At 65.4% G+C, this 23,610-nt stretch carries 21 protein-coding genes; 6 read left to right on the top strand and 15 right to left on the bottom strand.

Annotation, left to right across the window (positions count from 1 at the left end):
* Window positions 1–14: 14 nt before the first annotated feature.
* The gene (locus WHZ77_RS23195; RefSeq protein ID WP_375310065.1) at window positions 15–719 is read right to left on the bottom strand and encodes a hypothetical protein; all 705 of its coding nucleotides are present in this window, start codon (window positions 717–719) and stop codon (window positions 15–17) included.
* 290 nt (window positions 720–1,009) lie between these two features.
* Here WHZ77_RS23195 and WHZ77_RS23190 point away from each other — a divergent pair, with 290 nt between their 5' ends.
* Both WHZ77_RS23190 and WHZ77_RS23185 read left to right on the top strand, forming a co-directional pair.
* Window positions 1,010–1,555: a sigma-70 family RNA polymerase sigma factor gene (locus tag WHZ77_RS23190; protein WP_375310064.1), complete on the top strand. Its 546-nt coding sequence runs from the start codon at window positions 1,010–1,012 to the stop codon at window positions 1,553–1,555.
* A gap of 2 nt (window positions 1,556–1,557) precedes the next feature.
* A complete protein-coding gene (locus WHZ77_RS23185; protein ID WP_375310063.1) occupies window positions 1,558–2,196 on the top strand; it encodes an NrsF family protein in 639 nt (212 codons plus the stop codon).
* Window positions 2,197–2,212: 16 nt separating this feature from the next.
* Here the strand turns inward: WHZ77_RS23185 and WHZ77_RS23180 are convergent, their stop codons facing one another.
* Together WHZ77_RS23180 and WHZ77_RS23175 are read right to left on the bottom strand one after the other, a co-directional pair.
* A complete protein-coding gene (locus WHZ77_RS23180) occupies window positions 2,213–3,313 on the bottom strand; it encodes a DUF2336 domain-containing protein (RefSeq protein ID WP_375310062.1) in 1,101 nt (366 codons plus the stop codon).
* A 63-nt stretch (window positions 3,314–3,376) separates the two neighbouring features.
* Window positions 3,377–4,534, bottom strand: a complete 1,158-nt coding sequence (locus WHZ77_RS23175) for a GGDEF domain-containing protein (protein WP_375310061.1) — start codon at window positions 4,532–4,534, stop codon at window positions 3,377–3,379.
* 439 nt (window positions 4,535–4,973) lie between these two features.
* Here WHZ77_RS23175 and WHZ77_RS23170 point away from each other — a divergent pair, with 439 nt between their 5' ends.
* From WHZ77_RS23170 to WHZ77_RS23155, 4 genes are all read left to right on the top strand, one after another.
* On the top strand, window positions 4,974–5,543 hold the full coding sequence (locus tag WHZ77_RS23170; protein WP_015687426.1) for a sigma-70 family RNA polymerase sigma factor: 570 nt from the start codon (window positions 4,974–4,976) through the stop codon (window positions 5,541–5,543).
* On the top strand, window positions 5,540–6,235 hold the full coding sequence (locus WHZ77_RS23165) for a hypothetical protein (RefSeq protein WP_375310060.1): 696 nt from the start codon (window positions 5,540–5,542) through the stop codon (window positions 6,233–6,235). The genes WHZ77_RS23170 and WHZ77_RS23165 overlap by 4 nt, the downstream gene beginning before the upstream one ends.
* Before the next feature lie 15 nt (window positions 6,236–6,250).
* A complete protein-coding gene (locus WHZ77_RS23160) occupies window positions 6,251–7,963 on the top strand; it encodes a S8 family serine peptidase (RefSeq protein WP_375310059.1) in 1,713 nt (570 codons plus the stop codon).
* A gap of 481 nt (window positions 7,964–8,444) precedes the next feature.
* Complete coding sequence (locus tag WHZ77_RS23155) at window positions 8,445–9,167, top strand: TIGR03809 family protein (protein ID WP_375310058.1); 723 nt, start codon at window positions 8,445–8,447, stop codon at window positions 9,165–9,167.
* Here the strand turns inward: WHZ77_RS23155 and WHZ77_RS23150 are convergent.
* From WHZ77_RS23150 to WHZ77_RS23095, 12 genes are all read right to left on the bottom strand, one after another.
* Window positions 9,164–10,534 (bottom strand): TIGR03808 family TAT-translocated repetitive protein, encoded by a 1,371-nt coding sequence (locus tag WHZ77_RS23150; protein ID WP_375310057.1) that lies wholly within the window; start codon window positions 10,532–10,534, stop codon window positions 9,164–9,166. The two genes, WHZ77_RS23155 and WHZ77_RS23150, sit on opposite strands and share 4 nt — an antisense overlap.
* Before the next feature lie 196 nt (window positions 10,535–10,730).
* Complete coding sequence (locus WHZ77_RS23145; RefSeq protein ID WP_375310056.1) at window positions 10,731–11,387, bottom strand: pyroglutamyl-peptidase I; 657 nt, start codon at window positions 11,385–11,387, stop codon at window positions 10,731–10,733.
* Window positions 11,384–12,373, bottom strand: a complete 990-nt coding sequence (gene meaB, locus WHZ77_RS23140) for a methylmalonyl Co-A mutase-associated GTPase MeaB (RefSeq protein ID WP_375310055.1) — start codon at window positions 12,371–12,373, stop codon at window positions 11,384–11,386. The genes WHZ77_RS23145 and meaB overlap by 4 nt, the downstream gene beginning before the upstream one ends.
* Window positions 12,374–12,424: 51 nt before the next feature.
* Window positions 12,425–13,936 carry a tripartite tricarboxylate transporter permease gene (locus WHZ77_RS23135; protein WP_375310054.1) on the bottom strand — a complete coding sequence of 504 codons (1,512 nt, stop codon included), beginning with the start codon at window positions 13,934–13,936 and terminating at the stop codon, window positions 12,425–12,427.
* Between the two features lie 4 nt (window positions 13,937–13,940).
* Window positions 13,941–14,435: a tripartite tricarboxylate transporter TctB family protein gene (locus tag WHZ77_RS23130; RefSeq protein ID WP_375310053.1), complete on the bottom strand. Its 495-nt coding sequence runs from the start codon at window positions 14,433–14,435 to the stop codon at window positions 13,941–13,943.
* Between the two features lie 175 nt (window positions 14,436–14,610).
* Complete coding sequence (locus WHZ77_RS23125; protein ID WP_375310052.1) at window positions 14,611–15,603, bottom strand: tripartite tricarboxylate transporter substrate binding protein; 993 nt, start codon at window positions 15,601–15,603, stop codon at window positions 14,611–14,613.
* Window positions 15,604–15,734: 131 nt separating this feature from the next.
* Window positions 15,735–16,469, bottom strand: coding sequence for an RsiV family protein (locus WHZ77_RS23120; RefSeq protein ID WP_375314797.1), 735 nt, complete (start codon window positions 16,467–16,469; stop codon window positions 15,735–15,737).
* 177 nt (window positions 16,470–16,646) lie between these two features.
* Window positions 16,647–17,600 (bottom strand): phosphatase PAP2 family protein, encoded by a 954-nt coding sequence (locus tag WHZ77_RS23115; RefSeq protein WP_375310051.1) that lies wholly within the window; start codon window positions 17,598–17,600, stop codon window positions 16,647–16,649.
* A gap of 131 nt (window positions 17,601–17,731) precedes the next feature.
* Window positions 17,732–18,754 (bottom strand): phosphatase PAP2 family protein, encoded by a 1,023-nt coding sequence (locus tag WHZ77_RS23110; RefSeq protein WP_375310050.1) that lies wholly within the window; start codon window positions 18,752–18,754, stop codon window positions 17,732–17,734.
* A 329-nt stretch (window positions 18,755–19,083) separates the two neighbouring features.
* Window positions 19,084–21,240 carry a methylmalonyl-CoA mutase gene (gene scpA / locus WHZ77_RS23105; protein WP_375310049.1) on the bottom strand — a complete coding sequence of 719 codons (2,157 nt, stop codon included), beginning with the start codon at window positions 21,238–21,240 and terminating at the stop codon, window positions 19,084–19,086.
* 36 nt (window positions 21,241–21,276) lie between these two features.
* Entirely contained in the window at window positions 21,277–21,741 is a 465-nt protein-coding gene (locus WHZ77_RS23100) for a GFA family protein (RefSeq protein WP_375310048.1), read from the bottom strand.
* Window positions 21,738–23,609, bottom strand: coding sequence for a methylmalonyl-CoA mutase family protein (locus tag WHZ77_RS23095; protein ID WP_375310047.1), 1,872 nt, complete (start codon window positions 23,607–23,609; stop codon window positions 21,738–21,740). Before WHZ77_RS23095 ends, WHZ77_RS23100 begins: the two co-directional genes overlap by 4 nt.
* Window position 23,610: the final 1 nt, after the last annotated feature.

The raw sequence follows: 23,610 nt of genomic DNA, 5'->3' as shown, positions 1-23,610 counted from the left end.
GATCAGGCCAGAAACTAGGCCATGAACATGCGCGCGGCGGAGGCCAGCGTCAGCAGCGTGCCCACGCCGATGAAGATCTTGCCGATCAGCGAACTCTGGTCCCAGGCCGAACTCTGGCTGCTGGCCATGACCGGGGCGGGCCGCGGCTGCGCGTCGGTTGCGGCAATCACCGCCTTCTGCGCCGGCGGGTTGTCCTGTTGCAGGGCACGATCGATGTCGTTGAGCTGGTCGGGCGCCACCACCTGGGTCCCGGCATCGGGGGCGGCGGTATTATCGGACGCTGCCTGCACATTGTCATTGGCGCGGCCCGTCATCGCGGAGGCTGCAGTCGCGGTCGGCTTGTCGGCGGCGGCGAGCTGCGCATTGGCGTTGGCGACGTCCGGCGGCATCCGGCTGGAGACCGGCACGTCGTTACTCGCCTTGATTTCGGTAGCCTTGGTCTCGGTAGCCTTGTCGTCCGTCTTGGCCTCGTCGGCCTTGGCCGCGGCGTCCTTCCTGCCGGCCTTGTCGTCGGAGGATTTCTCTGCCGTCTTGCTCCCGGAGCGGCGGTGCGCATAGGAGCGCCGCTGCTTGCCGGATTTGACGACGTCCGCCTGTTTGCTCGCGCCGTCCGCTTTGGAGCTTACGGCCGAGCTCGGCGCAGCCTGCGCGGCGCCCCCAAACAGCACGAATACAGCGGCCGTAAGAAGCAATGCCGCACGCCTGCTGGCTTTCAACATGTTGACGATCTCCCCGATTACGCCGTCCCGGGAGCGAACAGAGACCCCGGTGCATGACGACAGCGGGGCAAAAAATGGGAATCTTCGGGCCACACTTGGCGAAAACGGGGCAGTCAGGCTCCCGCGGTCGGCCGCCGGATGCGGACGAGGCCGATCGATGTTATGAGCCTTCGCGGGTTCTTGCGGCCGCCTCGGAACGCAGGCGCCACGCGTCAATCACGAATTCGTGATAATGTGGGCGCAACGTAACAAATTGAACAAGCGGCCGAATTGCAAGGTGAGGGGCGCGCGTGCGCGGACGTGAGGACGAGTGGACCGGCCTGATGCGGTCGGCCATGGCAGGCGATGACGCGGCCTATCATCGCCTGTTGAAGGCGGTCACGCCGGTGCTGCGCGCTGCCGCGAGGCGGGGCCTGGCGCGGGCCGGGCAGCCTCCCGACCAGGCCGAGGATATCGTGCAGGAGATTTTGTTGGCGGTGCATCTGAAGCGGCACACCTGGGACAGCGAAGCCCCCTTTGCCCCGTGGCTGTTCGCGATCGGCCGCAACAAGCTGATCGATACGCTCAGGCGGCGGGGCAGGCGGATCTTCGTCGACATCGACGATTTCGCCGAGACCCTGCCGGGCGAGATGCCCGAGGAGACGGCTTCCGCGGCCGAGGTCGCGATGCAGCTCGGCACGCTGCCGCAGCGCCAGCGCGACGTGTTGCAGGCGATCGCGGTGGAGGCTGCCTCGATCAAGGACACGGCTGCGAAATTTTCGATGAGCGAAGGTGCGGTGCGGGTCGCACTGCATCGCGGACTCGCGGCGCTGACCGCCAAACTGCGGAACCACTAGTCATGGATACCGATCAACTCATTCGCACTCTCGCGGCCGACAATGCCCATCGCGCGCCGCGCGTCGGCGCCATGCTGACCATGGCGCTGCTGGTGGCCGCGCCCTTGTCGATCCTGATCTTCGCGACGTTCCTCGGCGTGCGGTCCGACGTGATGAGCGCGATGCACAATCCGTTCTTCGACATGAAGTTCGCGGTCACGCTGTCGCTCGCGATCCCCGCGATCATCGTCAGCCTGCATCTGTCGCGCCCCGAGGCCTTGATGCGCGGCTGGGGCTGGCTGCTGTTGCTGCCCGTCGGCCTGCTTGCGGTCGCGATCGGCGGCGAGACGATGATGGCGCCGGCGATGCCGATGACGATGCGGCTGATGGGCAAGAACTCCAGGGTGTGCCTGCTTGCGATCCCGGCGATGTCGCTGCCGCTGCTTGCGGGCGCGCTGTTCGGCCTGCGTCACGGCGCGCCGTCTCACCCCGCGCTCGCCGGTGCGCTCGCCGGCCTGGTGTCGGCCGGCCTTGCCGCGACGCTCTACGCCTCGCACTGCACCGACGACTCGCCGTTGTTCGTCGCGACCTGGTACACGCTTGCGACCGCGCTCGTGGCCGCGGTAGGAGCGCTCGTGGGTTCGAAAGTCCTGCGCTACTGAGCGTACCGCCGGCGGCTCAGGCCGCCGACGTCGTGCTCTGCATGCGGTGGAAACGCAGCACCTGCTGCGCGGTCGATGAGCGCAGGGCCTCGTAGGTATCGCGCAGCGTCAGCATGTCGGTCTGCGAGCCGCCTGAGAGCTTCTCGCGCATGGCGACGATCGCGCGCACGCTCGACCATTGCATGCCGGCGACCTTGGCCAGAATCATCACGCCCTCGGTGCGGCTCTCGATCATCATGTTCTCGGCGGTCTCGACCGCGACGCCTGCGAGCGCGGCGAGCCCCGCATTGGTCTCGTCGAACTTGCCCTGCTCGGCAAATGTCGTGACCTGCAATTCGTCGAGACGGCCGTCTTCGTGCAGCGACTTCACCAGCGCGCGCGCCATCTCGGTTTGCCGGGTCATGGCGGCGGCGCGGACGCGCTGGGCTGCCTGCTGGACCGCGCGCGATACTTCGTCAGCGAGCTCCGGATGCGCGGCCTCCAGCTTCCTGCGCACGCTCAAGGAGGCCTTCGCAATCAGTTTCAGGTAATGATGGCGCGGCAAGTCGGGCCGCAGGCCGATGCAGGTGGCGAGGTCGTCGTCGCGTTCGGCGCGTGTGACGAGATCGGTGAGACTTCCCTCCGACAGCTGTGCGCCCGGGTTGCTGACGGTCGATTGCACCACGTCTTCGTTGCCGCGGGTCACCAGCACGTCGGTCAGCGCTTCCGACAGCACTCGCCTCAGCGAGATCGCCTTGAGATGCGCCTGGCCGCGGGTGCGCGCGATCTCCATCAGGGTCGTCTCGTCCAGCCGTTCCGATGTCGACAGCACGGGGCCGGCGACCTCGATGATCTCGTCGAGCGCGAGCGTGCGGATGATTTTCGGCGGCGCTGCTGCGATCGGCGCGAGACGGTCGGCGAGCAGCGCTCTGGCCGACGTCTCGATCTGCTCGACCAGGCAGTGAAATACGTCGTCGAACACGCCGGTGTGCTCGTCGGAATAGTCTACCGCGTTGCCAATGAAGAGATCGGTGACGCGGCGCAACGTCTCGACCCGGCGCGCGACGGTGCCGTGTGAGAGCGCTGCCTGCAATTCCTCCAGCAGGTCCCCGGATGGTTTGGCGGATTTCGATCTCATGGCCCTGTCCTGGAGCGTTCGGTCCGGCAGCGGCTTCTGATGCGCCGGGAGAAAATGAATAGGTCAGCTCGTTGCAATTCGGTTGCGCCCTTGCGCCTTGGCGGAATAGAGCGCGCTGTCGACGCGCGCGAGAAACGTGTCGGCAGTATCATTGTCGCGTAGCGTGGCGACGCCGGCGGAAATGGTAACGTGCATGCTCGGAGAAAATGCGCTCCAGTCGAGATCGGCGACGATCCCGCGGAGCTGTTCGAGCATGCGTTGTGCAGCGTCGCTCGTGGTGTCCGGCAGCAGCAGCAGGAATTCCTCGCCGCCATAGCGGCCAAAGCTGTCGGTCGGGCGGATGTTGGCGAAGATGGTGATCGCAAAGGTACGTAGCACTTCGTCGCCGGTGGGGTGGCCGTGGGCGTCGTTGATGCGCTTGAACCAGTCGAGGTCGATCAGCGCGATCGCGCAAGGTGTGGAGTCCTGCCGCGCCTTCTCGATCTCTGCGTCGAGAAGGCGCATGATACAGCGGCGGTTGTAGGAGCCGGTGAGCTCGTCGAGCTCGGCGAGCTCCTCGATGCGCTGATATGCGGCCTTCAGCTCGATGCTGCGCTGGTACAGGATCTTGCGCAGCGTGGCGCCGAACAGGCCGAGGAAAGCGCATTGGCCGATCACCAGCACGAAGCACAGCATCGAGGCGGTCCGCTGCAGCCTCGTCGCAACGGGCATGCCGATCGGCAGGTCGGAGGCGAGGAACACGGCAGCGAGGCCGATGGCAGCGAGCGCCCAGGTGAGCATGGCCTGAGTGGAGGTCATGCGCAGCGTGCCGAACGCGAAGATCAGGAACAGAACGCTGATGAAGGCGATGCCGACCGTCGGCACCGACAGCAGGAAGACGAACTGCAGCGCCATGTGCGCGGAGATCTGGAACACCGTCAGATAGTGGTCGGTCGACCTGTCCCCGACGCCGGCCTCCGACATCACGACGAAGATGCCGATGATCGAGAGGCCGCCGACCCAGAACAGCGACGGCACGTGCATCGGAACGGCGCCGTCGAAGCCGTAGAGCAGCAGGACGAAGGCGCCCAGCGAGTAGCTCGCGACCTGGCCGACATACATCTGGCGGCGCTGCCGGGCCCGGCGTGCCCGCACCTCGGGCGCGGCCACCGCGGGCGCGAGCACGAGATCCGCGGCGTCAGCGGCATTCCTCTCCGGAAGGGACGTCGCGGCCGTGCTCATGGTCTCGCCGGTGGTGGATGTCAGCCCGAAAATCTACGCGGCAAGCCTTTAGGTTTGGTATCCTTCGAAATCGAATCCGAACCGTGCAGCGCCGAACAGGACGACATTGGCCGGCGGGAGGAATTTGCCGGCGATTAGGTATCGTTTGCGATGCGGTCGAGCCAAAGCAGGGCTTCGTGAGACATACGTCGTGCAGGACTGCTATGGAACCGGACTTGGTCGGCCCATTCGCGCTGGACGGGCATCCCACAGGAAAGTGTTACAGTATTATGTTACCTATCTGGATCCAGGCCGCCAACCGCCGCGGGTGGGACAAGAAAAATGCGCGTTTGTGGGGTGGATCACACAGGCCTCCGTATGACTGCGGTAGGTTGAAGAATTTCGTACCTCCCGTCGAACCGTCCGCCGCGCCGACCCGACCAACTTTGCGAGACGGGCATTGAGCGTGACACAGGCGGCTTCGGACGAGGTCCTGATCGCCAGGATCGCTCAAGGTGACCGGCTCGCCATGCAGGTGCTGTACGGGCGGCATCATGTCAGGGTGTATCGGTTCGGGCTGAGGCTCGTGCGGGACGAGCAGGCGGCGGAAGACCTCATCAGCGAGGTGTTTCTCGACGTCTGGCGTCAAGCCGGCAAGTTCGAGGGCCGATCCGCCGTTTCCACCTGGCTGCTGGCAATTACCCGATTCAAGGCCCTGTCTGCGCTCCGGCGCAGGAAGGACGTTGGGTTGGACGACGAAGCTGCCAACGCGATCGAGGATTCGTCCGACGATCCGGAAGTCGCGGTGCAGAAAAAGGATACGAGTGAAGCGTTGCGGGAGTGTCTGACGGGCCTCTCGCCGGACCATCGGGAAATCGTCGATCTCGTCTACTACCACGAGAAATCCGTGGAAGAGGTGGCCGAAATCGTCGGGATACCGGAGAACACCGTGAAGACGCGCCTCTTCTATGCGCGCAAGAAACTGGCCGAACTGCTCAAGGCAGCCGGCGTTGAGCGAGGCTGGCCATGATGGCATTGAGCAAGAAGATGCTGGAGCAAGAGCCCGGTGAAATTGAGATGCTGCTGCCGTGGCACGCGGCCGGCACGCTGAATGCGCGCGACGCCCGCCGCGTCGAGGAGGCGCTGGCGAATGATCCGGCGCTAGCGAAGCAATATGCCGCGATCCGCGGCGAATACGAAGAGACCATCCATCTGAACGAGAGCCTCGGGGCTCCGTCGGCCCGCGCGATGCAGAAGCTGTTCGCCGCGATCGACGCCGAGCCGGCGCGGGCGACAACGTCGCTGCCGCTGTCGGCGCGCATCTCGACCTTCTTTGCGAGCCTGTCGCCGCGCGCGCTGGCCTGGTCGGCGGGCCTCGGCGCCATCGCGCTGCTGCTGCAGGCCGGCATCATCGGCGCGGTGCTGATGAAGACCCAGACTGCGACCTTCCAGACCGCCTCGCTCTCGACCAGCTCGTCGATCACGCGCGAGCTCGGGGCTGCCGCTGCACCGGCGCGCGCGCTGGTGCGCTTCACGCCCGAGGCGCGCGTCGGCGACATTACCGCGCTGCTCGACAGCTACCAGGCTTCGATCATCGGCGATGCCAAGGGCGGCATGTTCCGTCTCCAGTTCGACAGGGCGATGAGCCAGGACGAACTTGCCTCGCTGCTTGGTAGGATGTCGCGCGAGAAGTTCGTCAACCTCGCCGTCGCGTCGCCGTAGGGCGGCGCTGAACCGATGACGCGCAAGTCCGAGAGTGGGGCAAGATCCGGGGCCTACGCTTCGTCGGTCGGAGCTGGACTGCTGCTTGCTGCCTGTCTTGGCGTCGAGGTCGCGCAGGCGCAGGCGATCATGCGCACGCCCACGATCAGCGTCCCTGCACGCACGCCGACCATTTCTCCCAGCATCGCTGCGCGCGCCAGTCCCGGTGTGGCCGCCAGAGTGGTGGCCGTCGACCGCGGCCCGCCCAGGATCGCCGCCACGACGCCCCGGATCTCGGCGCGGATGGCCCCGACGCCGGTGCTGCCCTATGCGCGCTATTCACCGAACCTCTATCCCGCCTGCACCGCGCCCTATCGAGACGCCGCCGGCGAGTGCCTGGCGCAGCCGGATGCAGATGGCGACGGCACTGGAAAGTCCGGCAAGAAGAGCGCCGGCAACGGCCGCCGCAACAACACGCCGGTTGCCGTGAACCTGCGGACCTTCGCCAACGAATTCGTCGCCGAGATCGACAGCGCGCTGTCGCTGGCCGAGGCCGACGAGTTGGCGCGCCGGCACGGCCTGACGCGCGTCTCATCCGAGAATTTCCCGTTGATCGGGGCCACCATCGGCCTGTTCCGCATCACCGACGGCCGGCCCTCCGAGACGGTGCGGCGCGAGTTCGCCGCCGACGGCAGCGTGCGCTCGATCCAGCCGAACTTCCGCTATGTGCTCCAGGACCAGAAATCGTCCGTGCCGATCGAAGGCGACCCCGCGCAATATGCGCTGGCCAAGCTTCGCCTGCCGCAGGCGCATACCCTGGCGCACGGCGCCAATGTGACGGTTGCCGTGATCGATTCCAGCATCGACGCCAGGCATCCCGAGCTCGCCCATTCCGTCGCCGACAATTTCGATGCGCTGGGCAGCACCGAGGGCCCGCACGTCCACGGCACCGGCATCGCCGGCGCCATCGTGGCGCATGCCAAGCTGATGGGCAGCGCGCCCGAGGCGCGCATCATCGCCATCCGCGCCTTCGGCGGCACCACGGGCGGGGCCCAGAGCTCGTCCTACGTCATCCTGCGCTCGCTCAACTACGCCGCCGAGCACGGCGCGCAGATCGTCAATATGAGCTTTGCGGGCCCCAAGGACGCGGTGATCGAGCGCGCCATCGCCGCGACCGCCGGGCGCGGGCTCGTGCTGATCGCGGCGGCCGGCAACGCAGGCGCCAAATCCCCGCCGCTCTATCCCGCCGCCAATCCCAACGTGATCGCGGTCAGCGCGACCGACCAGCAGGATAAGCTGTTCACGGCATCCAACCGCGGCAATTACATCGCGCTGGCGGCGCCCGGCGTCGACATCTTCCTGCCGGCGCCTGATGGAAAGTACCAGATGACCTCGGGAACCTCGTTCTCGGCGGCCTATGTCTCCGGCGTCGCCGCGCTGCTGCTCGAGCGCAATTACGCGCTGAAGCCGGAAGCGCTGCGCATGACGCTGGCGAAGACCGCGCGCGACCTCGGTTTACCCGGGCGTGATGATCTGTTCGGCGACGGTGAGGCCGATGCTTTTGCCGCGGTCATGGCTATTCCCGCCGACAGCGCGACGCCGGTCGCGGCGGCGTCCGGTACAACAAAACGTGAAGATGCCGAGAAGCGTCGCGACGAGCCCGGCGTTCGCGCCATCGAGCAACCCTCGCTGTCGAGCGCGGACGATAAACCTACGGTTTCTCAGGCGGATAGGCCGGCGACACGATAGCGGCTGCGACAAGATTGCGCGCGCTGCGAAGGTTAAAAAATCGAACGCCGCATTGAACGTCCTGCCCGCTGCCACGACCAAATTATGTGGGAGCGGTCATCCCTCCCCATCAGTCATATTAGGCGCGAGCGCCCATCCACCCCAAGCGCCCATATGGCTCGACCCGTCCGGTTGTCCCCCCGGACGGGTCTTTTCTTTTTGGGGGTCTGTTTCTTTGAAGCTTCCCAGTCGTTCAGCTTCCGGTTGAGGGATCGCGGCCGCGTTCATCGCCATCGCGCGGGCGGCACACCGCACGTCCGCCATGCTTGCGCGAAGCTTGACTCGAAAACCTCGCAAATCTCCGCACGACTACGGTGTTTCCCGGCGAATGCCGTGTCGTCGCTGGACAAGTCAAAACTTTTCCACAAAATATTCATGTCGCGTCTAAATTGATTCGTGTGCGTTGCGTCGCGTCCGTATTTTTTCATCGACGGGCTGGTCCATGACACATCGCCAAGCCGCGGCAGTTAGCCGCGACGTTGCAGCACGCTGGTGCGCTCTCGCCGAACAGCGGCTGGAGCATCTGTCCGAAATGTTCGAGACGGGACGCTGGCGCCGCTATCACTCCGAGATCGCATTCCTCGAAAACATCCAGGAAGCCAAGCGTGCCGTACAGGCCTGGCGCGCGCTTGTAACTGGCGACGACGTCGCCGCGGCTGCTGCGCGGGTTACGCCCGCCTTTGGCTGGTCGCCGGCGGCAATGCCCCGCGCGGCGCCGCGCGAGCAGCCCGCGCAGACCATGCAGCCGAAGGCTGTGCACATCGCCCCCGAGACCGCCATGCCGGTCAGGCTCGATCCCAGGCCGGACGTATTGGCCGAAATCACCGAAGCCCCGCTTGTCCCGACCACGCCGCTTGCGGCTCCTGCTGCGGTGGCCTTGTTCACGGCACCTGATGCCGTCGCACCGCTCAGGGCACCCGCTGCGAGGGCGCCGCTCACCGCACCCGTCGTAAGGCCGCCAGTCGCTGCACACGCTGCCATCGCGCCGTTCACTGCGCCGGCTGTGAAGCCACCGCCCACCAGGCCCGCCGCAATGGCGACGCTGCTGCCCCAGTTCGCCCCGCCAGCCGCCGAAATCGTCACGACCCCCGAGCGCGTCGTCGAATTCACCTTCAGCCTCGACGGCCTGGAAGCGAAGTATCCGCTGCTGCGGAACGCGTTCTAACGCCGAACTGCGTTCCCGCCGACCACGACCTGCGCGAACCGCTGCGCGCCGTCGGCCGACAGGTCCGTCGTCACCGCCCGCGCGTGATCGAGCCCGACCACGGCGCCGCGCGGGGTCTCCGAGATCATGTTGTTGTTGACGAGCGCGGTGGCGGCGCCCGGCACCACGGAGACGCCGATTCCGGCCAGCGCCTTGCGGATCACGTTGCCCGTGATCGCGACGTCGCGCAGATATTTGCCCCAGCCGGCGACGATGCCGTAGGACGGCGCGTTCTCGATCACGTTGCCGGTCACCGATGAATCGGCCTCGATATAGATGCCGACGCCGGCATCGTCGTCGGGCGCGGTGCCGATCGGGCGCTTCGGAATCAGATTGCGGATGATGTTCCCTTGGACCACCGCGATGCGGCCGCCTTCGTTGAAATTGCAGACCGAGACGCCGACGGCGGCACCATCCACGATGTTGTTGGCGATCACCGCGGCCTCGAACGCGAACTCCGAATAGAGCGCGACCTCGCGCACGTCGCTGACGCTGTTGCCGGTGATGTGGATGTTCGAGGCCGAGTTGCCGCGCACGGCCGAGTAATCGCAATTCCTGATGCGGTTGCTGCGCACGATCACGTTGCCGGCGCGGAAGGCGTTGATGGCGTTGCCGTACTGGCCCGAGCCGCCGGGACCGGCCTTGATGTCCTCGATGCGGTTGTCGGCGACCAGCGTGCCGTCGTCGCCGATCGTGGTGCGCAGGATCTCGATGCCGTTGTCGTTGGTGCCGGTGATGGTGTTGCAGGAGACGCTGAGGCCCCTGGCATCGAACGAGACCACGGCCGTCACCGCGATGTTGACAAAGATGTTGCCGGAGATGTCGCCGGACACCTGCTCGAGCCAGATGCCGCTGCCGCCGGAGCCCGTGATCTCGCAATCGGTGATGCGGACGTCACGCCCGCCGAGCACGTGGACCAGCCCGCGCCGCGTCGGCAGCGCAATGCCGCCGCCGTCGAAGGTGATGCCGGTGAGGCCGATCGCATCGGAGCCGTCGCTTTGAATCGCGGAGGCCCCCCCGGTGAAGACGAATTTCGTTGCGCCGCGCACGCCAATCAGTTGCGCGCCATTCGGCAGCCGCAATAGCCCGCTGCGATAGACGCCGGGCGGCAGCGCCAGCGGCACCTGCGCGCGCGCGGCTTCGTCGATCGCGCGCTGCAGTGCGCGCGTCTGATCCTCGCTGCTGCCGGGACGCACGCCGTATTGCGTCGCATCGCGGCCGAGCAGGGACGTCAGCGGCGCGGCCCGCGCGGCATCGGCCGGCATGGCGAGCGCACCGGCGATGCCAGCAGTCGAGGCTCCGATGAGATGACGGCGATTGAGGTCCATGGATGCGTCCTCCGGCGGACGCGGGGTCCGCGCGGGTTAGGTAGCGCAGGGCGGGTGCGGGCGCGGGGATTGTTCGCGGTAGGGTTAAATGTTTACCGCAAGGCGAGGTGCCGTAGGGTGGGCAAAGCGGAGCGTGCCCACCATTGCAAGATCGGATAGAGATGGTGGGCACGGCGCAATGGCGCCTTTGCCCACCCTACGAAACGAGCGTGTTTCGCCCCTTCCGCGCCAACTGCACCATCTCCATCAGCATCGCTTCCCCGGCGTCCACCAGTTCCTCCAGCGTGATCCGCGGCGCGCCCTTGCGCCGCAAGGCGCCGCTGCGCACAAGCAACGGAATATGGATGAACGCCGCAAGCCGCGGCCCATCCGCCTTCACGTTCTCGATCGCGCGCCAGCTCAGATAATTGCAGAGATAGGCGCCGGCATCGCGCGAGGACCGCGCGTCGATGCCGGTGAGGCGCGCGGCGCGCAGCAGCCTTGCCGTGTGCGGACCGAACATCATCGCATCCGCATGGCCGGCAATGCCGCGCTTGCTCGAGCGGGTGTTGGCGGCATCGGGCCAGAGCATGGTGACGGCGTTGCGGGCACGGGTCTCGACGCGCAAATAGGACGTGCGGGAAGCGAGTCCGAACATCAGCAGCGCATCCGGCTTCTCCTTTGCGAGCACCTCCGGCAATTGCCGGTCGACCGCGGCATAGGTCACCGGAAAGATATGGCTCGCGATCGCGACATCGTCGAGCGCCGGACGGCGCAGTTGCGCCAGCCGCGCGACCAGCGGCTGGGTCGGATTATAGGGCGCGCCGGGGAATGGCCCGAAGCCGGTCAGGAGAATGCGGAGTTTTTGGCTCATTGCAGCAACTCCAGAATCTGCTCGGCTGCGATTGCCGGCGTGAGATGGCCCTCGGCGACCTCGGCCTCGATCTTCTTGACCTTCGTCCGTACCGACGCCTCGCTCCGCAGCCGCGCCAGCATGCGCTGCTCCAGCATCGACCACATCCATTTCACCTGCTGCTCGCGCCGCCGCGCGGCGAAATCGCCGGACGCGTTCATCGCCTTGCGGTGATCCAGAACCTTCTGCCAGATTTTTGCGATGCCGTCGCCGGTCAGCGCCGAATAGGTCTCGACCGGCGGATGCCAGTGTTCGGAGCGGGGCGTCAGGATGTGCAGCGCACCGCGATAATCGGCGGCGGTGACGTTGGCGCGCTTGAGGTTGTCGCCGTCGGCCTTGTTGATGGCGATCATGTCGGCGAGCTCGACCAGGCCCTTCTTGATGCCCTGCAACTCGTCGCCGCCGCCCGGCAGCATCAGGGCGAGGAAGAAGTCCGTCATGTCGCAGACCGCCGTCTCGGACTGGCCGATGCCGACGGTCTCGACCAGCACGACGTCGAAGCCGGCGGCCTCGCAGAGCAGCATCGCCTCGCGCGTCTTCGCCGCCACGCCGCCGAGCGTGCCCGAGGACGGCGAGGGGCGGATGAATGCGTCGTCGGAGGCCGACAGCCGCGCCATCCGCGTCTTGTCGCCGAGGATCGAGCCGCCGCTGCGCGCCGAGGACGGATCGACCGCGAGCACCGCAACCTTGTTGCCCTGTTCGATCAGATAGGTCCCGAGCGCGTCGATGGTGGTGGATTTGCCGACCCCCGGCGATCCCGTGATGCCGACGCGAAATGCCTTGCCGGTGTCGGGCAGCAGCATCTGCACCAGCTCGCGCGCCAGCGCCTGATGGTCGCCGCGCCGGCTCTCCACCAGCGTAATGGCCCGGGCGAGGGCCGCGCGGCTGCCGGAACGGAGATCGCGGGCGAGGGATTTGATGTCGAGCGGGGCCTTCTTCTCAGTCATGCCCTGCTTTACAACGCCCCGGCAGGGCAGGCGAGAGCCGCCCGCTGCATTTCACCTGCTTGTTGCCACCGCCGTCTGCGCCGGTTTCACCTTGCGCCAGACCCACACCATCACCGGCCACAGCAGCGCGCCGATCGCCATGGCGGCGAGGATGGCGGCGACCGGGCGCTCGAAGAACGGCAGGATGCTGCCGTCGGATTTGATCAGCGAGGTGACGAAGGCCTGCTCGACCATGGTGCCCATGACGATGCCGAGCACCATTGCGGCCACGGGATAGCCGTTCGCCTCCATCACGTAGCCGATCACGCCGAAGGCGGCGACGGTGACGACGCCGAACATGTTGTTGCCGATCGCGAACGAGCCGACCGCGCAGCACAGCATGATGATCGGCATGATGGCGGAGCGCGGCGCCAGCAGGATGTAGGCGGCAATCCGGATCATGGCGATGCCGAGCGGGATCATCATGATGTTCGCGATGATGAACATCAGGTAGATCGCATACATGCTCGACGCCTTCTCGGTGAACAGCGTCGGGCCGGGATTGAGCCCCTTCATGTAGAGCACGCCGATCGCGATCGCGGCGATGGTGTCGCCGGGAATGCCGAACAGCAACGACGGCACCCAGCCCGAGGCGATGCTGGCATTGTTGCTGGCGCCGGCCTCGACCAGGCCCTCGACATGGCCGGTGCCGAATTTCTCCGGCTCCTTGGAGAAGCGCTTCGACATCGCGTAGGAGACCCAGGCGGCCATGTCGGCGCCGGCGCCGGGCAGCACGCCGATGATGATGCCGACGATGTTTCCGCGCGTCATCTGCCAATGATATTTCTTCGTCAGCTTCCACTGGCCGGCCATGATGCTTCCGAATTTGCGCCGCGGCAGCGGTGGCGGTTCGGGCGTCAGCATCGCGCGCATCACCTGCGCCACCGCGAACACGCCGACCAGCGCCGGGATCGGCTCGATGCCGCCGAACAGATCGGTGAGGCCGAAGGTGAAGCGCGGCACGCCGCCGGGATTCTCGATGCCGATGCAGGACACCAGCAGGCCGAGGAACATGCCGGCGATCGCCTTCACCGGCGAGGAGCGCGCGACCAAGGTGGCGCACATCAGGCCCAGCAGCGCCAGCCAGAAATATTCGTAGGTCGAGAACGACAGCGCGATCTCGGCGAGCGGCGGCGCCAGGATCATCAGCGACAGCACGCCGGCGATGCCGCCGACGGCGGAGAACCAGACGCCGGCCCCGAGCGCCAGCTCGGCCTGGCCCTTGCGGGTCATGGCGTAGGCCTCGTCCGCATAGGCGGCGGAGGCGGGCGTGCCGGGAATGCGCAGCAGCGCGCCGGGGATGTCGCCGGAGAAGATCGCCATCGAAGACGCCGCGACGATGGTCGCGATCGCCGCGATCGGCGACAGATAGAAGGTGACGGGGACGAGCAGGGCGGTTGCCATCGTCGCCGACAGGCCGGGCAGCGAGCCGATCACGAGCCCATACACGGAGGCTGCGAACATCGCGATGATGACCTCCCAGGTGGAGATCAGCGCGAACGCTTCAATGAGGGTCTTCAGCATGGGATCACCAGGGCGTCGGCAGCAGGCCGGCGGGAAGCGGCACGCGCAAGAGCTTGCCGAAGATGAGGTGGATGGCGAACGGGGAGAGCGCCGCGAGCGGCAGCGCCAGCTTCCATTTGGCCCCCAACGCGGTCGAGGTCACATAGACCATGAGCGCGGCGGTGATGATGAAGCCGAGCCGGTCGGCCGCGATCACGTAGAACAGCAGCAGCGCCGGCGGCAGCAGCGCGCGCAGGCCGTAGAGCTTGCCTTGCGGCGGCGGGGCCGCGGCAGTCTGGCCGTCCTCAAGCGGGATCAGCTCTTCCTCCTCCTCGAAGGAATGGCCGATGCCGAACACGATCGCGACCCCGCACAGCGCCAGCCCGATGCCGATCACCAGCGGAAACACGTTGGGGCCGACCGGCTGCCCCGGTACCGGCGGCAGGATATAGCCGCCATAGGCAGAAGCCGCACCGAGCGCGACGAGAAACGATCCCGTGACGGAGTCGGGAAGACGCATGGCAAAAGTCCTAAGAGGTTTTTTCTCCCTCGCCCCGTTCTTACGGGGAGAGGGTTGGGGTGAGGCCTATGTCCGCAATGACGGTGAGGGTTGGACTCGCGGAAGCTCCCCCTCACCCGAATTCGAGCCGAGCTCGAATTCGACCTCTCCCCGCAAGCGGGGAGAGGTGACACGATCACGCCTTGCTCAGGCCCGCGGCCTTCATCGCTTCGCCCATCTGGGCGTCGCCCTTGTCCATGAAGCTGCCGAACTGGCTGCTGTCGCCCCACACCGTGCCGAAGCCGCGGTTGCTCATGAAGTCCTTGAACTCGGCGGAGTCGTAGACCTTCTTCAGCGCCGCGGTGAGTTTCGTTGCGAGCTCCGGCGGCAGGTTTTTGGGCGCGCCGATACCGCGCCAGGCGCCGGTCGCGTAATCGATGCCCATCGCCTCCTTCAGCGTCGGCACGTCCTTGAAGATCGGGTTGCGCGCCGGCGCCATGATCGCCAGACTCCTGGCCTTGCCGGCCTCGATGATCGCGCGTGCCTCCGGCACCGAGCAGGTGGTGAGGTCGAGACCGCCGGCGGCGAGATCCTGCATCGCGGGCGCCGCGCCGTTCGACGGTACCCAGGCGACCTGATTGGCCGGCAGGCCCATCGCCTGCATCCAACCGACCAATGCCAGATGCCAGATGCCGCCCTGGCCGGTGCCCGAGGCCTTGAACTTGCCGGGAGGCGCGGCCTTGATGGCGTCGGCGAGTTCCTTCACCGTCTTGTAGGGCGAGGAGGAGGAGACCTGGATGCCCGGCGGATCCTCGTTCATCAGCGCCAGCGGCGTATAGCTCTTCGGCGTCAGGTCGGTGAGGCCCTGCCAGTGCATCATCGAGATCTCGACGGTGAGCATGCCGATGGTGTAGCCGTCGGGCTGCGCGGTCGCGATTGCGGTATGGCCGACCACGCCGGAGCCGCCGGTGCGGTTGACTACGTTGAAGGGCTGGCCGAGGTCCTTTTCCAGCAGCGCTGCGACGATACGCGCGGTCGCGTCGGTGCCGCCGCCCGCGCCCCAGGGCACGATCACGGTGACCGGCCGGGCCGGATAGGCCTGTGCGCGTGCGGGTGTGAGGCCGAATGCGGCGGATGCTGCAGCCGCAGCGGAAGAGGCCGCAAAGGCGCGGCGCGTAATCTTGGACATGAATGCCTCCCAGCGGCGCCCGTGAAACCGGGCGCTCTTGTCAATGGCGGCATTCTAGTCGGCTTTGCCGGGTCGCTGCAAGGTAGCGCTACCACAGCGCTGTGAGCAACCTGTCGCTGCTCAGGACATGATCACTGCGGCTCGTCCCCGTCCCCCTTCGGCCGCGCGCCGCCGAAGATGCGTGTGCCCTCTGGGGTGAGGTAGGGCTTCAGCGTTTCCCACGGCACGAATGCGACATATTCGCCCTCGGCGTAGGGGCCGACAGCGTAGGGCGGATAGTGGAAGGTGAGGCCGGAGCTCTTGCCCGCTTCGGTCGACGGCGCCAGCGTCACCGCGCCGATCTTGAGCAGGCTCGGCGCCACGCCCTTGAACCATTCATCGGTCGCGGTCTCGCTGGTATCGCGCTTTCTCTTCTCGATTTTCAACGAGGCGATCGCGGCCTTCGCCATCGCCTTCATGGTCGGGCCCTTGTCGACGGTCTCGGTGAAGAATGGACGAATCGAGATGCGCTTGTTCTCGGCCTTGTCCCACAGAATCGTGTTCACATCCGAATTGGGATGCGCCCCGCGGGTGTTCATGTAGTCGTTGCGCAGCACGCTGACATAGCGGTCGGCGACCACCGAGCGGATCGCATATTTGCGCTCGAAATCCCAGCCGCCGTCCTTCAAGAACTGCGGATCCTGCTTGCGCGCGGCGGCGGCTTCGGCGGCACTCTTGTCCAGCCACTTCTTGCCTTCCGTCAGGCAATCCGCCGCCAGTGCCGCATCGGCCTTGATCCTGTCGTCGAGGAGGACGCGCGCATCGATGCTCTTGGTCTTGATGACGGCGTCGGGCTTGGGGTCGGCGGCGAGCGAGGGGGAGACCATGGCGATGGTGGCTATGGCCGAGAGAACCGCGATTGTTTGCGCAATAAAACCCGCGGCAGAGTTCGCACGATGGTTCATGTCATTCGCCGGGGATTTCATGTTCTCTTCCAGATTTTTCCGAGTATGCGCGTCGCCAAGACACATAGCCGATGTATCTCCGCCACGGAAGCGCTTGCCTCAGTTCAGCGCCGTGCCACGTGGTGCCGGATCGACGCGTCCGTGTTTGGCGCTTCTGATGGCGCTCTCTCGGCTGGCGGCGATGCCGCTCCCTGCCGCCCTGTCCGTGATCCGTTCGGCAGCCCAGTTCGCCGCGCACGCTATTAGGATGCCCGCGAGAATGTCGGCGTAATAGTGGCCGCCCATCGAACGGGCGCTGAAGATGATCGCAAATTCGAAAGCCGCGACGAATGGAAATAGTCGAGGGAAACCGCGAAAAGAAAGTCCGATGAGGACTGCGAGGATCGTGTGATACGAGGGAAAGGCGATGATGCCCGTGATGATCTCTGGATCTAGCGCGCGCAGGCTACCGTCGCGGACTGCGACGAATTGTGCGGCCATCGACACCGCGTACGGCGGCTTGAAGAAGGCAACGAAGGCCCCTCCCGCAGGCCATAGCGTTGCTACGGCGAGTGTCAGTGAGAGCGAGAGCGTGTTTGCGAGGATGAATATGCGCAGGCGTCGCGGATCAAGTGAGCCGACAATCGCACAGGCAAGCGGGACCTGGAACAGAAGAGCACGATAGATCAGCGCGACGATCCCGCACATAGTCGGGTCGGAGTTGATCAATTCAAAATGCGCCAACCAATTGTTCCCCAATATCCCGTCGAACCAGATCAGGGGTTGGTCGATCGCTGGGAGATTGAGGCTCGCAAGTGGAAATTGAAGCAGCCAAGCAGCGACATTGAACGCCGAGAACTGCGCAAATGCGTGGAATGGCAGGATGAGAAGCGCGAAGCCCGGTCTAAGAACTCCATATAGTGCGAACGCGAGCGGGCAGAGAACCAGAAGGCCGAGACCTTCAAGCGCGAAACCACCAATATTCAGGTTGAATCCTTGCGACTTGCCGACGATCAGCGCGAGGATGCCTGCGCCGATTGTCAGGCTCCAAGTAATGATAGTTCCAAGATTCATCGTAATAATCCTGAGATTGCATGATATCTTCGATACAATCAAAGGTGTGCCATTCTGTTAATGGCCTCGCGGCGAAGTTGAGTGATACGAGGAAAGCTTGGCGGTGGCGCAGGAAGCAGATCTAGCGATCGCTATGTCTGTAGGCTTGCAATGCTCGGAGATTTCGTAGCTGCGACTCGGTCGCTTGCAGACTGAGCCCGGCCTTGCGAGCAGGCCGCGCTTATTGATGCCGTGACAGCAATGGCTGCAGTTGACACCGCGACACCAGCGAGCATGTCGACCAGATAGTGGCCTCCTCCCAGCGGAGTCGCCGCAATCATCGCGACGTTCCAGGGAATGGCAATTGGTCTGAGCCAGCGCAATGGCCAGAATGACCACATATAGAGGATTGCGGCTGCAGCATGGAAACTCGGAAACGTGCAGACGCCCACGAGCTGCGTCAGATGCAATTCTTGAAGAACTCCTGCACGTACGAGCGGCGCGTCGCGCAGGGTGTCATAGTAACCGGCAGGTTCGAAGTAAGGAAAATCGGAGGCCTGCAAACCCAGCACATGGTAGACGCCGATGGCGGGGACGAGAGCCGAAATGCAGCTTGTCGCCATGAGTGCGAGTACGTAGGCGCATATCATCTCGGCGCCGCGTCGATAGTATCCGGCAATGGGTAGAAGGACCACTGCCATGATCATCTGAACGGTGATCGAACTGTAAGATCGTGCCAGAACGGGGATGAGTTCAGGGTGACGATTGGTGAAATCGAGAAGGCTCTTGAAGTCAAATCCCAGCGCGCGGTCCCAAGCCAGCAGACGGGCATCCTGTAGCGGAAGGTTGATAGAGGCGGCCGCGTAGCTCAAGGTAAGCATCACGGGTATGGCCAACGACATCTGCCCGATAGCGATGAGAGAGAGAAATACTCTCGGATTGGCGTGCGTAGCCGATAGGGCATTGCGCAGTCCGATCCGCCGGTAGAGCGCTGCTAACGCGAAAGTCACGACATAGCCCGAGGGCTCAACATAAAACCGGGTCGCGACAAGCCACGCCAGCACGACGCCGGCTATGCATGCCAGAAGGCTCCAGTTGAATTTGAGCAACTTCCAGGCGGAGACGACTTCGCTATCGAGAAAAGCCAAAGAAGATTGCATTTCGATGGAATCCACTACCGACTGTCGCACGCCTACGGCGCTGTGCGCCGAATCTCCGATCAGCTTTGGTTGATCGAGCTGGTGGTCACAGACCCCTCCGGAAAGGTGTTGTGACGCCAAAGGCACGCTTGCGGGGCGCATTGCCGAATTCCCATTCACGCCCGTAGAAGTACGTATTACAAGTTAAGGTTGCGTGAATCTACGCGGGAAAATATTCCTCATGCTCGGAAAGGTGGTGGTTGTGGAGGTTTGCCGAAACTGTCCGGCCGCGCTGCGACCGTGCTAGCCCCCGGCTTTACGTTGAGGCCTATGACCCCGGACAGCGGGTTCCCGTTGCGGCGGACTTACTCCGCCGCCTCGCTATGCCCGAGCCGCGTATTCAGCTTGTGGATCAGCTCCTCGGCCGCGTCCGCGATCACGGTGCCGGGCGGGAAGATCGCCTCGGCCCCGGCCGCATAGAGCGCGTCGTAATCCTGCGGCGGCACCACGCCGCCGACGATGATCATGATGTCGTCGCGGCCCTGCTTCTTCAGCGCGGCCTTCAGCTCCGGCACCGCGGTGAGATGGGCGGCGGCGAGCGAGGACACGCCGAGGATGTGGACGTCGTTCTCGACCGCCTGTCGCGCGGCTTCATCGGCGGTCGCGAACAGCGGCCCGATGTCGACATCGAAGCCGATGTCGGCGAACGCGGACGCAATCACCTTCTGGCCCCGGTCGTGGCCGTCCTGGCCGATCTTGGCGACCAGGATGCGCGGACGGCGGCCCTCGGCCTCCTCGAAGGCGTCGATCAGCGCCTGAACCTTCTCGACCCGGTTGCCCATGCTGGACGCCTCCCGCTTGTAGACGCCGGTGATGGATTTGATCTCGGCGCGGTGCCGGCCGAACACCTTTTCCATCGCGTCCGAAATCTCGCCGACGGTTGCTTTCGCCCGCGCCGCGTCGATCGCGAGCGCGAGCAGATTGCCGTTGCCTTCGCCGGCCGAGCGCGTCAGCGCAGCGAGCGCGGCGTCGACGTCCTTCTGGCTGCGTTCGGCCTTCAGCCGCGCCAGCTTGTCGATCTGCAGGCGCCGCACATTGGTGTTGTCGACCTTGAGGATGTCGATCGGCGCCTCGTCGGTCGGCTTGTACTTGTTGACGCCGATCACCGCCTGCTTGCCGGCATCGATGCGCGCCTGGGTCTTGGCCGAGGCCTCCTCGATGCGCAGCTTCGGCACGCCGGCCTCGATGGCCTTCGCCATGCCGCCGAGTTCCTCGACCTCCTGGATGTGGCCCCACGCCTTGGCCGCCAGATCGCGTGTGAGGCGCTCGACGTAATACGAGCCGCCCCAGGGATCGATTATGCGGGTGGTGCCGCTCTCCTGCTGCAGGAACAGCTGGGTATTGCGGGCGATGCGCGCCGAGAAGTCGGTCGGCAGCGCCAGCGCTTCGTCGAGCGCATTGGTGTGCAGCGACTGGGTATGGCCTTGCGTTGCCGCCATCGCCTCGACCGTGGTGCGCATCACGTTGTTGAAGACGTCCTGCGCGGTCAGTGACCAGCCCGAGGTCTGGCTATGCGTGCGCAGCGACAGCGAGCGCGGGTCCTTCGGATTGAACGGCTTCAGCAGCTTCGCCCACAAGAGGCGCGCGGCGCGCAGCTTGGCGACTTCCATGAAGAAGTTCATGCCGATCGCCCAGAAGAACGACAGCCGCGGGGCGAAGCGGTCGACGTCGAGACCCGCGGCAATGCCGGCACGCAGATATTCGACGCCGTCGGCGAGCGTATAGGCGAGCTCGAGGTCCTGCGTCGCGCCGGCCTCCTGCATGTGATAGCCGGAGATCGAGATCGAATTGTATTTCGGCATCTTCTGCGAGGTATAGGCGAAGATGTCCGAGATGATCCGCATCGAGGGGCTAGGGGGATAGATATAGGTGTTGCGCACCATGAACTCTTTCAGAATGTCGTTCTGAATCGTCCCTGATAGCTTTTCCGGCGGCACGCCCTGTTCGCCCGCCGCGGCGACATAGAGCGCGAGGATCGGCAGCACCGCGCCGTTCATGGTCATGGACACGCTCATCTGGTCGAGCGGAATCCCCGCGAACAGCGTGCGCATGTCGTAGATGGAGTCGATGGCCACACCGGCCATGCCGACGTCGCCGCCGACGCGCGGATGATCAGAGTCATAGCCGCGATGGGTGGCAAGATCGAAGGCGACCGAAAGGCCCTTCTGACCGGCAGCTAAGTTGCGGCGGTAGAAGGCGTTGGAATCCTCCGCCGTGGAGAAGCCTGCATATTGCCGGACGGTCCAGGGCTGGTTGACATACATGGTCGGGTAGGGCCCGCGCAGGAAGGGCGCGATGCCCGGATAGGTCTCGAGGAAATCGAGCCCGGCCAGATCAGCCTCGCCATAGGCGGGCTTCACCAGAATGCCCTCGGGCGTCAGCCACGGCTCGGCGCTGCCCGTGGGAGACGCGGTTGTGATCCGTTCGAAGGCGATGTCGGCGAAGTCAGGAATGCGGCTCATGGTTTCAACCATATCATAGGGTGGCGCATTGGGCGCTCAATCATGGTCTGGATGCTGATGGCTGACGATGGTCGCCATCTTCGCCGGTCCGTAATTCTGCTGCGTGGTCTGGCTCGGCAGATTGGCGATTCCGACCACCCAGCCGAGCCGGGATTCCGTTCCGTATTGCCGGGTCGGCACCAGCCGGTCGGGGCGATCGAAGGCGCCGGTCATGATTTCGATCCGCTCGCCGTCGATGCGGCCGAAACTCAGGGGCGTGCCGCAGGCGGCGCAATAGCCGCGATCGGCGATCGAGGAGGAGCGGAAGAACGACGGCTGGCCCTTGGTCCAGGCGAAGTCGGTCCGGTTGATGTCGGCGAAGGAGGCGAACGGTGCGCCGCTCGCCTTCTGGCACATCCGGCAATGGCAGATCGAAACCTTGTCCGGTGCTGCCGTCAGGGCAAAGCGCACCGCGCCGCACTGGCAGCCGCCGGTGAGAACGGGTTTGCTGGCCTCGGTCATGCCTGCTCCATTCGGCGATAGGCGTCCTGCAGCGTCGCAAGCGCATCGCCACCAGCGAAGACGAAGCCCGTGACGCCGGCCGCACGCAGCGCGGCCTCGGCATCAGTCGGGCGGCCCGCCAAATAGATATGTTGGCTGCCTGCGGTTTGGAGGGCCTTCGCCGCGGCTTCTGCGTGTTCCGCATAGACCTTGTCGCTGGAACAAAGGCAGGCAAGCTCCGCGCCCGAAGCCTTGAACGCGGCCGCCAGCTTGGCCGGATCGGCAAAGCCCTCGCTGTCGACGGCCTGGATGCCGCCAGCCTCAAAGAAGCTTTTTGCAAAGGTCGCGCGCGCGGTGAAATCGGCGGGCGTGCCGAGATTGGCAAGGAACACGCTTGGCCGCGTGCCACGCGCCTTCAACGCTGCATCCGACTTGTCGCGCAGCGCCTCGAACGGCTGCGCCAGCCGGATCGGAGGCAGCGGATCGAACTTGTACTTCTGCTCGCCGTAAGGTGCGAGCGCGACCGGCGCCATCTTGAGCACGGCCGTCTCGCGCTCATGCAGGTTGGGAAACTCGCTGGCCCCGGTCAGCACGTCGCGGCGTTTTGCGATGTTGGCGTCGCGCGCTTTCCGCGTGGCCGCGACCTTGCTCTGGAACACGCCTTGCTGAAGCGCGGCGAAGGCGCCGCCGGCCTTCTCGCTGTCCTGGAACAGCGCCCAGGCGGCGTCGCAAAGCTGCGCGGTCAGCGTCTCGATGCCGCCGGCGCCGGCCGCGGGATCGCTGACCTTGGCGAGATTGCTTTCCTCCAGCAGCAGGAGTTGCGTGTTGCGGGCCACTCGCCGCGCGAACGGATCGGGCAGGCCGAGTGCGAGCGTATGCGGCAGCACGGTGATCGCATTGGCGCCGGCAAGGCCCGCCGCGAATGTCGCGATGGTCGCGCGCAGCATGTTCACGTAAGGGTCGCGCTGCGTCAGCATGCGCCAGGCCGTGTCGGCGGCAATGAACAGCGGCTTTGGCGTGAGCCCGCACGCGGTCTCGATCCGCGCCCACAGCAGCCGCAGCGCGCGGAATTTCGCCATGGTCAGGAACTGGTCGGCATCCGCAGAGAGTCGCGCATAGATCATGCCCTGCGCCTGTTCCAGCGGAACGCCCGCACTTTCGATCGCGCGTAAATAGGCGACACCGCAGGCGAGCACGAAGGCGAGCTCCTGCACCTCGGAGCCGCCGGCATCGTGGATCACGCGTCCGTCGGCGGAGGCAAACGGTCCCTTGAAGCCGAGCGCGGCGAGGCCCTTGATCGCGCCGGTGACGGCGGGAACGATCTCGTCCCAGGTATAAGGGCTGTCGCCCCACACCGCGCCGGCCGCCAGCGGATCGAGCCCGAAGCGGATGTTGCAGGCGGCGGGATCGAGACCGTTGCTCTTCACGTATTCCGCGACATGGATCGCGGCCATCCGCGACTGCGGCCCGATCTGGAGTTCGATACCGATACCGGCGTCGAGATGAATGTCCTTCAAGACCCTTGCGACGGCATCGGCCGTCGGTTCCAGGCCGAAGCCATGGCTGCCAGTGCCACCGGCGAATACCAGCGCAAGTCCAGTCGCGCCGTTCTCGAGATCCTGCAAGGCCTGCGCATTCGCCGCTGCCGCATCGGGATGGTCGATCCGCTGCACGATCTGCCACGGCGCGGCCGCGGCCCGTCCGACCACGGCGGCAACGCCCTTGGCGCGCGGATAGAGCGGATCGATCTTCAGCCCGTCATAGGTCTTGCCGACCAGCTTCTCGAACGGCGCGCCCTTCAGCACGCCATCGACCAGCTTGCGCCAGTCTTCGACGGTCGCCTTGGGAAAATCGGCCGCCAGCGGCAGGTCGTCAGTCACGGAGGTCATG

Origin of the sequence: Bradyrhizobium sp. A5 (assembly GCF_042076515.1) — a bacterium.
GTDB classification, from domain to species: Bacteria; Pseudomonadota; Alphaproteobacteria; order Rhizobiales; family Xanthobacteraceae; genus Bradyrhizobium; species Bradyrhizobium cosmicum.
Note: the sequence above shows the minus strand (reverse complement) of the source record. Positions and strands in the feature narration are given on the sequence as shown.